Annotated in this window: 8 protein-coding genes; 4 read left to right on the forward strand and 4 right to left on the reverse strand. The window is 51.0% G+C overall.

The window, feature by feature from the left end; translation table 11 throughout:
* Positions 1-18 precede the first annotated feature (18 nt).
* From GX019_02675 to GX019_02690, 4 genes are all read right to left on the reverse strand, one after another.
* Positions 19-1,623, reverse strand: coding sequence for an ABC transporter permease (locus GX019_02675; protein ID HHT36061.1), 1,605 nt, complete (start codon positions 1,621-1,623; stop codon positions 19-21).
* A 4-nt stretch (positions 1,624-1,627) separates the two neighbouring features.
* Complete coding sequence (locus tag GX019_02680) at positions 1,628-2,512, reverse strand: ABC transporter ATP-binding protein (protein ID HHT36062.1); 885 nt, start codon at positions 2,510-2,512, stop codon at positions 1,628-1,630.
* Positions 2,490-3,206, reverse strand: coding sequence for a TetR/AcrR family transcriptional regulator (locus GX019_02685; GenBank protein HHT36063.1), 717 nt, complete (start codon positions 3,204-3,206; stop codon positions 2,490-2,492). The genes GX019_02680 and GX019_02685 overlap by 23 nt, the downstream gene beginning before the upstream one ends.
* A gap of 70 nt (positions 3,207-3,276) precedes the next feature.
* Positions 3,277-4,953 carry a beta-glucuronidase gene (locus GX019_02690; GenBank protein HHT36064.1) on the reverse strand — a complete coding sequence of 559 codons (1,677 nt, stop codon included), beginning with the start codon at positions 4,951-4,953 and terminating at the stop codon, positions 3,277-3,279.
* 194 nt (positions 4,954-5,147) lie between these two features.
* Here GX019_02690 and GX019_02695 point away from each other — a divergent pair, with 194 nt between their 5' ends.
* The 4 genes from GX019_02695 to GX019_02710 all read left to right on the forward strand — a co-directional run.
* Complete coding sequence (locus GX019_02695; protein ID HHT36065.1) at positions 5,148-8,321, forward strand: DUF4982 domain-containing protein; 3,174 nt, start codon at positions 5,148-5,150, stop codon at positions 8,319-8,321.
* 61 nt (positions 8,322-8,382) lie between these two features.
* On the forward strand, positions 8,383-9,561 hold the full coding sequence (locus GX019_02700; protein HHT36066.1) for a hypothetical protein: 1,179 nt from the start codon (positions 8,383-8,385) through the stop codon (positions 9,559-9,561).
* A 145-nt stretch (positions 9,562-9,706) separates the two neighbouring features.
* Positions 9,707-11,023 carry a hypothetical protein gene (locus GX019_02705; GenBank protein ID HHT36067.1) on the forward strand — a complete coding sequence of 439 codons (1,317 nt, stop codon included), beginning with the start codon at positions 9,707-9,709 and terminating at the stop codon, positions 11,021-11,023.
* A 21-nt stretch (positions 11,024-11,044) separates the two neighbouring features.
* Positions 11,045-12,645, forward strand: a 1,601-nt coding sequence (locus GX019_02710) for a family 78 glycoside hydrolase catalytic domain (protein ID HHT36068.1), incomplete at its 3' end; no start/stop codon positions are given.

The raw sequence follows: 12,645 nt of genomic DNA on the forward strand, positions 1-12,645 counted from the left end.
AAAGTGGAGTCCATTTTTTTATCCGTAAATATCTCGCTTTCCATATCCATACAGTCCAATTCCGATCAACCCTGCGGCTGCCAGAATGGTTAAGATTAGACTGCCGCTATTGATTGGCTCAAGGGGCACATCAGGAATATATCCCCAGGGAGTAAGCTTTGCCATCCACTCAGGCAGCTGCATCATCTTGCCAAAAAACATTACAAAGAAGGTAAAGCCCAAGTAAAGCCAGGTTAAGCCAGCTTTGGCAGGTGCAGAGCCAATTAAAGCTGCAGCAAGGCCGATGAGAATCCAGATGAGGGGCACATAGGCCAAAGCGCCTGCTAAAACTTCGCCTAAAGCAAAGGGGTCTTCAACCACTGCCGCCGCTGCGGTCCACAATCCAAGAACGCTTACCACCTGCATAATGGCGGCCGTAATCAGGGCGACTGCTGTGTAGCTTCCCATCAGCCTTGCTCGGGAAACAGACCGGGCTAAGAGATGTTCAGTGCGGTTAGCCTTTTCTTCACTTCTTAGTTTGAGCATGACCAAAAGGGCAGGGATCGCAGCAATCATGGACATGATCGACAGCAGCATGGCAACAAACAGATCCAGGTAGGAAAATCCGGGAATAGTGGGAAGCATCTGCTGGTACAGTTCACTTGTTTCAATGAAGTTCTCCACTTCACCAAAGACTGATCCGTAGGAAGCCCCGAGCACAAATAATCCTACAGCCCAACCAATCAGGGTGGTTTTTTCCAGCCGCAGCACTAAGCCCATGGGGCTCAGAAGCAGGGGGGAAGCGTGTTTTCGGCCGGGCTTGGCAGCAATAAATCCAGCTTCCAAATCTCTAAGGGTATTGAGCTTAAAGGCAGCTAGAGTTACGAGTACAGCAGCTGAGAGAGTGACCACCAGGGGCCACCAGTAGTTGTTAACATAAACTTGGGAGCGCAGCACCAGACCTAGAGGTGAAATTAGCGACAGGGGTTCACTGCCGATATCCCCAACTGCCCGCAGAAGATACGATAAACCGAGAAAGCCAAATGAATAGGCGGATGCGGCTCGAGCGGTTTCGGTCAGCTGCGCGAAAAAGAGGGATGCGGCAGAAAAAAAGATTCCAGCTGCAGTTAAGACTGCACCGTAGGTGAGAGAACCCAGCCAATCCATGCCCTCAAGACCCAGCAGCGCTAAGCCGATGCCCACAGTCAACCCTAAGACAATATTAGTGAGGGTTAAGACCAGGAACACCGACGCGGCATTGGCCAGTTTGCCAACGGGTAGGGAGCGGATCATTTCGATGCGCCCCTGCTCCTCATCCCGCCTTGTGCAGCGGATCGTAATCAGGATGTTCATAATTGCCACTGTCACCGCCGTTAAGAGGAGCATCTGATGGGCCATAATGGCGCCCATGTGGTAGTTGGCGAGTCCATAACCCGGCCCGAGCATGGAGATCATAGCCGGGTTTTCCATGGTTTGGGCGATAATCTGCCGCTCCGGTCCCTCCGGAAAGAGAGTGGGCAGGAACGCTGCCATGATTACCGAAAAGGCGGCGATTGACACTACCCAGACTGGGATCTGGACGCGGTTCAGCCGCCAGACATGCCCAGCTAGAGTTCGATAATTTGTGAAAAAATTTCTATTCATGAGCTCACCCCTCTCCCTGATAGTGGTGCATAAACAGCTCCTCTAAAGTGGGAGGCGCGCTTTCGAGAGTAATGATTCCATAGGTACTAACATATTTGATAACTTCACCGATCTGATCCCCATCCACCTGAAACGAGGCTCCACCCTCAAATTTCTCCAGATCATGAACTCCGGCAAGCTCCTTGAGATTAGGAATCGGCTCCGCGGTTTGGACCCTTACTCGAGTGCGGGTGAGGTGGCGCAGTTCCTCAAGGGAACCGGTCTCAATAATTCTGCCCTGCCGGATAATGCTTAAGCGGTCACAGAGCTTTTCCACTTCCGAGAGGATATGGCTGGAAAGGAACACGCTCTTGCCCTGAGCTTTAACTTCCCGGACACACTCCTGGAAAACCATTTCCATTAAGGGATCAAGCCCCGATGTGGGTTCGTCGAGAATATAGAGATCTGCATCAGAGGCAAAAGCAGCGATAAGAGCAACTTTTTGCCGATTTCCTTTGGAGTAGGTGCCGCATTTTTTCGTAGGATCCAGATCAAAGCGCTTAATCAGCTCTTCTCTTCGGCTCTGATTATTTGAACCTCGTAGTTTGACAAATAAGTCAATTACCTCACCGCCGGTAAGATTCGGCCACAGGCTCACATCGCCCGGAACATAAGCGATCCTTTGGTGGATTCCCACCGCATCTTTCCAGGCATCTCGGCCGAAGATTTGCGCTGATCCGCTAGTAGCTTTCAGGATTCCCAGTAAGATTCTTATAGTCGTGGTTTTACCCGCGCCGTTCGGCCCAATAAATCCGTACACTTCTCCCTGATTCACCTCAAGATTGATCCCATCCAAGGCGGTAAAACTCCCAAACTTCTTCGTGACATTACTTACCTGCAGAATCGCCATGGTTCCCCTCCTGATAAAATACTTTTCTTAAAGTCGCCATAAATTCATCGAAATTAGCTAAAACATGTTCCCACCTAAACTCCGTCAAGTCTTCGTTTTCCAATTCTGCGAGAATCTCGCGGCTCCAGCCATCAACTGCCCAGCGGATAAGATTGATGATGTGCTGCGGTGGAACATCCGGCCTGAACAGGCCAGTGTCAATGCCGGCAAACATGTCCTGCAGCCCATGTTCCATCATCTTGTCAAAGCGCTGGTGCAGATCCGGCACAAGCTCCGCCGTCTCCTTTTTGATCACAACGCTGGCGAGCAGCGTAAAGGGCAGCGGATTGGCGAGATAAGCCTGCATCTTTGTTTGAGCGGCTTTGGTAAACCTGATGATAAAATCAGGCTCAGCAAGATCAAGTTTGGCGACATAGGCTTCGGCAATATAGTCGAGACTGTACTCTAAACAGTAGCGAAACAGCTCTTCCTTGCTTTTGAAGTAGTAGAACAGCATGCCTTTGCCGATTGCTGCTTCTTTAACAATGCGGTTGGTAGAAGCATTGACATAGCCGTATTTGGTAAATTCAGTTAAAGCTGCGTCTAAAATTCGCCGCTGTTTCTCCGGTTCAAGTTTATTAAATGCTTGGGTAATAACAGCTTCCTCCTTTCTTGACCAGAGTGGTCTAATCTGATTATAACAATATTCGACCAAAGTGGTCAAGAAAATCTGCAAAAAAATAGACTGAAGCCAAACACAAGGCTTGGCTCCAGCCTGTTCCAATTTAGCTGAACAGCTCTTTAATTTTCCAGTACGCCGCCTTCGGCATCCGGTACTCATTGACAATTCCCTTATTGTTGAAACTGCGGGGGCGGCCCATTTCCAGCTCTTTCGATGAGCGGATATCGCAGTACTGCCAGATATACATCCCGGCAAGATCAGGATCGTTTAAGAATAAGTCAATGGTGTATTCCAGATAATCAGCCTGGAAGTTCTCAGACCATTTCTGCCCCTCAAAGGTGTTTTCTCCATAAAGGGCTCCGGCGCCAAACTCACTGATGACAAGGGGCTTGTCGCCTAAACCTGCTGCTGCCAGCTTAGCTTTGAAATCCGTCAGAAACTTAGCCCAGTCGGCAGTTTCATCCTCATACCAGCCGAAGTATTTGTTTATGCTGATGATATCCACTAGCTCAAAGCAGATGTCATCAAAGGGATGGAAGGAAGCGTAGGTTAAGGGACGGCTTGGATCAAGGCTGCGGATCTTATCCGCAAAGGCTTTGGTTAAGTTATAGCACGCCTGGGTTCTGGTATCTACTTCGTTATGGAGACCCCACATGATGATCGAGGGGTGGTGGAAATCCCGCTTAACCATCCGCTCATGCATGGACAGGCCCCGCTCATGAGTGAGGGGATCCGCTAAGGCATGCTCCCGAAAGCCCCACATGGGGATTTCTTCCCAGAACAGAATACCTTCCTGATCTAAAAGATCAAGAAAAACTGGAGCGTTGGGATAGTGGGAACCGCGGATGGTGTTGCAGCCCAAGTTTTTAATGATATCCAGGTCCTTTTTCATCAGTTTAAAGGGCATGGCAAAGCCCCAGTCCGGGTGATCATCATGGCGGTTAATGCCTTTTAGTTTCAGCTCATTGTTGTTGAGAAGCAGTTTCCCGTTCTCTACTTTAATGTCCCTAAAGCCAATCCGCTCCACAAGATCGTCACCGTCAATTTCCAGCCGCACTAAATACAGATTGGGGCTGTCCGGATCCCACAGCTTAAGATCCGTCAAAACATGGGAGAGTTTAACCTCAGCTTCATGGTCAACCGTGACTGTTTCGCCGCAGAGCAGCTCATCATTTACATAAACCTTTACTTCCTGCTGGGACGACTCGCCAAATGCCTGCAGGGTAACATCAATCTGCAGCTTTGCACTCTGGTAATCTTCAGCCAAAGTGTAGCCGATTTTATAATCCTTAATCCAAACATCGTTTAATTCCATCAGCTCGACACTGCGAAATAATCCGCCGTAGTGAAACCAGTCCACCCGCGCCAAGGGAATGGTGTTGCGGTTATTGTGGGTGTTGTCGGTGAGCACTGCCAGTTTGTGTCTTCCGGGGGTTAAGCCGGTAACCAAGCACTCATAACCGGCAAATCCGCCGTAGTGGCTGCCCACCTGCTGGCCGTCAACATAGACTTCGATCTGCCCATAAAAGCCGTGGAAGACCAGGTTGATGCTGCTGCTCTCGGTTTCAAACTCAGTAAAGTACCAGGCAGCCCCTTCGTAGTGGTACAGTCCCAGCTCGTGGTTCCAGCAGCCGGGGACAACGATTGGTTGGCTGTCTGCCGGGAAATTCTTGAACCACTCCTCGGAAATACCAATGCGGTTTGGGTCAGTTTTAAACTGCCATAATCCATCTAAAAGCCTGGTTTGTCTTTTATAATGGCGGGTAAATAATCTAACCAATTTTACCGCTCCTTTCGTTATTAAATCTCTGCTTATAAGTTACCACCTAAGCCATAACGAAACCTGCAGACCTTGTAACAGAAGGATCAGCCTTTAACCACAAGAACTGCAATGTTTAACCCAAGATTTATAATTAAGATCCCAATTTGACAGTGATATGATAGGGATAACAAGAAGTGAAGTGAGGGATAAAATTGATACCTAAAGATCCGGGAGGCGTGTACAATCTCAATTTAGATTGGAAGTTTTACAAGCCGACTGAGAATACCTGGCCTTTAAAAACTGCTTATGCCGGTGTGGTAGATACAAACGGCCGGCAGTTCTACGAGACCGATTACGATGATTCCCACTGGGAGGATGTAAGCCTGCCCCACACTTTCAATGATGTGGACTCCTTCCGCAGCATTGCCAATGACGCAGGCGATGTGGGCATCTACCGGGGGTTCGCGTTTTACCGCAAACAATTCACTCTGCCTGTCGAAGCTGCTGGCAGGAAAGTGTTTGTAGAATTTGAGGGCGCGCGCCAAGCAGCCTACGTGTATTTAAATGGCACAATGGTAGGCTACTACGAGTTCGGCGTTACTCCCTTTGGCTTTGATTTAACCAAGCATGTGAAATTCGGTGAGCCAAATGTGCTGGCAGTTGCTCTTGACAGCACCAGCTCCCGCGGGGCTGAAGAGTTTATTCACGAAACCCGTCCGGGTACGGAACCGGGGTCCAACACTGGGATTCCCTTTTTATGGAACAGCAGGGATTTTAACCCGGTCTTTGGGGGACTCACCCGACATGTGCGGTTATATGTCAAAAACAGCATTTACCAGACCCTGCCGCTGTACAGCAATCTGAAAACCAAAGGCGCTTATGTGTACGCCACCGATATCGATGTCAAAGCAAAAAGCGCAGTAATTCACGTTGAAGCGGAAGTGCGCAACGAAACCAATCAGGATCGGGACTTATATATCGAAGCGGTGCTTGTCGATCATGAGCAGCAGGTGATTACGAAATTTGCTTCACCGATAACAAATGTCGCGGCAGCGCAGGATACTGATGAAGAATACTTAACCGTGGTTCCGGTGGATGCTTATGAAGAGAATCCGGCGCCGACCGATATTTCCTCCCGGGATTCTACCGTGATTAAAGCTGAAGCCAGAGTAGAAGGCTTAAGGCTTTGGAGTCCGGATCAGCCCTACCTGTACAAAGTCTATTCCATCTTAAAAGCTGGAGATGAGGTGCTGGATACGCAGGAAATCACCACCGGTTTCCGCAAGCTTGAGGTAAGGGGCGGTAGAGACGGCGGTGTGTTTATCAACGATAAGTTCTACTGGCTCACCGGCTACGCTCAAAGAGCTACCAATGAATGGGCGGCAATCGGAATTGCCCAAGAGTGGCTGAAAGAGTATGATGCGAAGCTGATCAGAGAAAGCAACGCCAACTACATCCGCTGGATGCACATTGCAGCCCAGCCGGGCGATATCCGCGCCGGTGATAAATACGGCATCGTGGCAGTGCAGCCTGCCTGCGATAAAGAAAGAGAACCCCACGGCCGGGGATGGGATCAGCGGGTAGAGGTGATGCGGGATACGATCATCTATTTCCGCAACAGCCCTTCAATCCTGTTCTGGGAAGCGGGCAACAACGCCATCAGCGCTGAGCATATGCGGGAAATGGTGGAGCTCCGCAGAGCCTTAGACGCTCACGGCAGACCCATGGGCTGCCGCAGTCTGGAAGACCAGGAAGCAGTCGATGCCTCCGAGTGGGTGGGCACCATGCTCGGCCGCCGTGTAAGAGACCGGGAAGGCTATACCGAAAATGGCAAGATTACCCGGGACAAGCGGGCGCTGGTTGAAACCGAGTACCATCGGGAAGAGTCGCCGCGGCGGGTGTGGGACGACTTTTCACCCCCGGATTTCGACTACGTCAATGTCTTTACCGGAGCCAACGGCCAGAAGCAGGACAAGATGGATGCCTGGGATCTGACTCAGGAAGACTTTATCCGCCATCATGTGGAAGGTTATTATGAGTTCTACTACCGCAGAATGCAGGCCAACAGTCCTGAGCCTTACTATTCAGCCGCCGCTGCCATGGTCTGGTCTGACTCTAACCAGCACGGCAGGCTCCAGGCCACCGAGAACTGCCGCATGAGCGGCCGGGTGGATCCGGTGCGAATCAAAAAACCGTCATTCTACGCGTTCAAGGCGATTCAAAGCCCGACACCAGAAGTCTTTCTGGTGGGCCACTGGAATTATCCAACCGACCCCAACGCTTATGTTTATGAACTAAAAGATCCAAAAACCCACAGATACACCGGTGAAAAGGCTTTAAGAGACGCCACCAACAAAACCGTATATGCAATCGGTTCAGAGCACATCAGAGCAGTAGAGCTGTTTATCAACGGCAGATCGGTAGGCTTTGACGATAAACCCCATAAGGTCTTTCTCTACCAATTCCCCGGCATCAACATCATGCAGCCCGGCTGGATCGAAGCTGTGGGCTACGATGCTGAAGGGAAGGAGGCAGCCCGCCACCGCATCGAAACTGTGGATGAGCCGGTAGAAATCCGCTTAACACCTGTTACCGGCCCCAAGGGCCTGCAGGCCGACGGCGCGGATATTGCCTTTATTGATGTGGAGGTAGTGGATGCCAAGGGCCGCGTCCATCCCCTGGATTACGAGCGGATTGACTTTGAAGTTTCTGGTCCGGCTGTGTTCTTAGGGGGCTACAACAGCGGCATCAAGGATCTCAACCACGATGTCCACTATGTCTACGCCGAGTGCGGGACCAACCGGGTGTTCCTCCGCTCAACCCGGGAAGCGGGTAAGATTACCGTCACAGCGAAGCGTCCCGGCTTGAAACCGGCCGCAGTGACGATCGAGTCGCAGCCGTTTCTTGTGGATGACAGCGGTTTAACCACGATTATGCCGCAGGTTCACAGCGAGATCTTCGCAGCCAAAAAAGCGGTTCCCACGCCGCTTCCCCGCCTGATCCCGGACGGATTAGGCGATGAGCAGGCCAAAGAGATTGTTGCTGTTTTCATCAATGGCGAGCAGGTGAACTTTGGCGGCGGCTTAGATGCCTACCGGATGGTGGGAGTGGTAGGACCGGTGCTGCCCCTTCTTGACAAATTGGGCTTAGCGTACCAGTTTGATGAAAAAGCCAAGCAGCTGACAGTAAAACACGGGGACAATGTGGTCCAAACCCGGGTGGCTGATTCTGAGATGTACGTCAACGGTGTGCCGGGGATTATCAATGACTGGCCGGAGCTGATCGACGGTGTGCTCTACGGCGAAATCAGCGCCATTATTCCCGCGCTGGGGCTGAGAACCCACTGGACTGAAGACGGTAAAGGCTACTGCATCGTTACCGAATAACTATTAATCAGGCAGTGAATGATTTGGGAGTTAACTAATCACAAGGAAAGGTGGGAAACCTATGCAAAAAGCAGTGCGGCTGTTTGGGTTAACCCTGCTGTTGTTGAGCCTGACAGCGGGGTTGGTAAGCGGCGCCGGGCCGGTTTTGGTGGAGTACGACTGTGAAACACCCCTAAAGGGAGCTGCGCTGAAACCAGGTGCTCCTGACGGCTCTAGCTACTGGTTCACGGAAACTGCCGTGGATCTGCCGGGTCTGCCGGAAGACAGCATGGAGCTTTTGGTATGGTCCATGGATATCCGCTTTGATGAGGAGGGGGCAGGCTTTACGCCCATGAGCAGCGAGGATCGGTTGGGCACCTGCATCCGCTCTAACACCAGAAGAGACAAGTACAATCTCGCGGTTCAGGCGGGCAGCACCGTCTTTTCACCGATTACCGAAATCGAACCGGGTCAGTGGTACCATCTGGAGCTGATGGGTAAGTACAGCGCGCCCGATTCCTTTATGTACCTGCTGCTGTGGCGCTATAACGAGGAAGGTGAGCGGACTGATCTTCAGGTTTTCGCCAATGTTAACCGCCGCCAGCTCAACGCCAATGTTGGGCAGGGAGCTTCGTTCATCAGGCTTGAGCCCAACACCAGCGTAGATAATGTCCGGATTTTTCAACCAACTGTCGATTCCTTAACTCTAACCGCCAACGCGGACTTGGTGGTAGCCGGCCAGGAAGTAGAGTTTTTGGTGGAAGGATCCCGCCACGGCATCGCCCTTGCCCTTGGCAATACTGTTTCCTACCAGCTCTTTGATGCCAATGGCAATCCCCTGGCGGATCCTAACTTTACCATTGGCAGTGACGGCGTCTTAAGAGTTGCTGATTTTGTGCCGGATCAGGAGCTTATCGCGCAGGCGGTGGATTTGGGCGGAGCAGTCAGCAATCCGGTGACGGTATCGGTTAAATCCAACAGCGCCCTCCAGATTGTTTCCGCAGGTTTCAACCAAGCGCTTACCAAACTGGTTGATGTGGAACTAATCAAATCCTATGACTATGACGGCACCGCAGTTTTAGTAATTGAAGTCTTTGATCCCCAAGGAAATCTATACGAAATGGTTACCCGCAATATCGCGGTGGATTTAGTGCCGGTAAAGGAAAATTATACCATGCCGGTCAACTACACCCTGCCTGAGGGCTTCAATCCGGCAGATTGGCAGCTGAAAGCCAGAATTGTGTCCAGCGTTTCACGCTAACTCTCCCAAATATCCAGGCCGCTCCTCCCATTCGGGAGGAGTTTTGCTTTTTCCGGAAATAAGAGGATTACGGTTAGTCAAAGTCGTAAATTAGTTAAGATACTTATCATCTCAATCACACGATAGACAGGAGTGGCAGTGCAGAATGGCTAATAACAGCAGCGTAAAATCATGGAACTTTAAATTTGGCCTTAACGGCGTAACCGCTGACACTAAATTTAGTGAAGAGCGGGGCTACGGATTTTTAGGCATAGGCAGTGACGGCTGGCTTGAAGATGAGCGAAGCGATGGTTTCCGCATGCAGGAAGGACAAGAAATCGTGCTTCAAAATACTGAGAACGCGGTAGCAGTTACTGAACCAGACATGCCGATTCGCTTTGCGGTTTCTGTAGAACCGAACACATATTATCAAGTCAAAGTAACACTTACCGGTGCTGATCCTGAACAAGATGCCAAGATTACTCTGTTCTCGGAAAAGCGCCACATCCACTTAACCGAAAAACTGATTCCCGCGGGAGAAGAACTGGTCTATGAGTTTAATGTCAATATCCAGAATGTCCACTCCAAGAAAACCGGGGTTTATCTTGATAAAATGCTGAACATCGTGGTTCTGGGCGAAAACGCCGCTTTAGCCGCGGTTGAGATTCAGCAGCTTAAAGGCGGCAAAACGCTCTGGATTTTAGGGGACTCCACTGTCTGCGACCAAACCGCAGCTCTGCCCTATTTCCCCCTTTCCAGCTTTGGGGGCGTAGGCCAGGCGCTGCCGAAATATCTTGGTAAAGATCTTGCCGTATCCAACCATGGCGAAAGCGGACTGCAGACCATCAGCAGCAAACCCCACTTCGAAAACTTTAAAGAGCGGATCCAGCCGGGGGATCTGGTTTACTTTGAGTTTGGCCACAACCACAAAGAAGAAAACGGCGTTAACAACTACTACAATAATATCCCCCACTACTATGAGTACATCCGCTCCAAAGGGGCAAAGTTGATTATAGTAGGACCCATTGACCGCCACCGACCGGAGCAGTACGATCCAAAAACCAATAGCTGGTCTTCCACGCTGAGGGAGTTCTCCGAAATGGGCAGAAAGTTTGTGGAGGAGCAGGTCGCAGCTGGCAGAACCGACATCGCTTTTGTGGATTTAAACGCTCCGTCCCTGAAGTGGTATGAAGAGCTCTGTGAAAAGTACGGCAGACAAGATACCAGCCCCAGCTATTATTTTCACTCTATCCAAGGCGGCGAGATTGACCGCACCCATCCCAACGATGCGGGAGTAGATCACTTTGCCTACTTCTTTGTTGAAAATGCGAAAGCAGTGCTCGAAGCGGATCCTGATTCACCGCAGGCCAAAGTCCTTGCTGAACTGTTGGAGGGAGCTAGAGACGAACAGCCCAATCCGGTTTCCGACGCGATTGTTGCGCTTGGCGCACCGCCGAACGCCGCTTATCCGAAAGCGGAATAATACCGAAAGGAGCGGATTTAGATGCGCATTGTCCGCATGAAGTGCAATCGAATTGTCAATCCCCTGGGTTTTGCCATGGCCAAACCCCGTCTCAGCTGGGTCTTGGAAGCGGAGACCGCTAAAACCCAGCTTGCCTGTGCGGTTAAAGTGGCCCTTGACCCTAATTTCATCGAAATCGTCCACGACAGCGGAAAAAGGGAAGATATTGACAGCATCGGTTATACCGTAGACTTGAATCTGAAACCAAAAACCAGATACTACTGGCAGGTCAAGGTCTGGACCGACCAGGGCGAAGTGGAAAGTTCCACTGCTTGGTTTGAAACATCCAGGCTGGATGAGCCCTGGACCGCCCAATGGATTACCCCCGCCTGGGAAGATAACGAGATCCATCCGCTGCTGCGGAAAGAGTTTAACCTGACGCAGCCGATTAAGCAGGCTAGATTATACGTGAGCGGACTGGGTTTATACGAAGTTGAGATCAACGGCGCAAGAGTAGGGGACGAGTACTTAACCCCTTACTGCAACAGCTACGACAACTGGATTCAGTATCAAACCTTTGATGTAACCGAAGCGCTCCAAGAGGGAGCGAACGCCATCGGCGCTATGCTCGGCAATGGCTGGTACAAAGGCCGCTTTACCTGGACTCCCGACCGAAAAGAAATCTACGGCGATCGCTTTGCCTTTATCTGCGAGCTGGAAGTAACTTACACCGATGGCACCAAGGAGATAATTGCTACCGATGAAACTTGGAAAGCTAAAGCATCTTATATAGTGGCCAGCAGCATCAATGACGGGGAGTATCAAGATGCCAATCTCTTAACGCCCGGCTGGTCACAGCCCGGTCTTAATGATTCCGACTGGGATCCGGTCCGCCTGATTGATATCGACATGAAGCTTTTAGAACCCCGCCGCAGTCTGCCGGTGAAGATTATGGAAGAACTGAAACCAGTCGCAGTAATCCGTACTCCGAAAGGAGAAACCGTGCTGGATCTGGGGCAGAATATGGTGGGCTGGGTGAGCTTTAAACTTAATGCACCCAAAGGAACCAAGATCCATCTTCAGCATGGCGAGGCGCTCCAAGACGGGAATTTCTCCCGGGAAAACCTGCGCTCAGCCAAAGCAGAGTTTACTTATATTTCTAACGGCGAGGCAGCGGTAGTCAAGCCCCACTTCACTTTCTACGGCTTCAGGTATGTGAAGGTAGAAGGCTGGCCTGGCGAGCTCGATCCGGAGGATTTTACCGGTCAGGTAGTCTACTCTGATCTCGAAATTACCGGCCAGGTCGAAACATCCAACCCGCTGGTTAACCGCCTGTTCTTAAATGCCCTTTGGGGCCAGAAAGGCAATTTCCTGGATGTGCCCACCGACTGCCCGCAGCGGGATGAGCGGATGGGCTGGACCGGCGATGCCCAGATGTTTTCCGGCACCGCCTGCTTCAACATGGACAGCGCTGCCTTTTTCAGCAAGTATCTCTACGATTTAGCCCTGGAGCAGCAGAACATGGACGGCATCGTGCCCTGCACCGTGCCCAGCTTTAAAATGGATCATCTGCCCCACGGCTCATCGGCTTGGTGTGAGGCTGCTACCGTCATTCCCTGGAATATGTATCTCTACTACGGCGA

The sequence above is a fragment of the Bacillota bacterium genome, from assembly GCA_012837335.1.
GTDB lineage: Bacteria > Bacillota > Limnochordia > Darwinibacteriales > DTU012 > DTU012.

Coding starts and splice junctions, on each gene's coding strand:
- GX019_02675 (HHT36061.1), bottom strand. CDS start 1,623: ATGAATAGAAATTTTTTCACAAATTATCGAACTCTAGCTGGGCATGTC.
- GX019_02705 (HHT36067.1), top strand. CDS start 9,707: ATGGCTAATAACAGCAGCGTAAAATCATGGAACTTTAAATTTGGCCTT.
- GX019_02680 (HHT36062.1), bottom strand. CDS start 2,512: ATGGCGATTCTGCAGGTAAGTAATGTCACGAAGAAGTTTGGGAGTTTT.
- GX019_02700 (HHT36066.1), top strand. CDS start 8,383: ATGCAAAAAGCAGTGCGGCTGTTTGGGTTAACCCTGCTGTTGTTGAGC.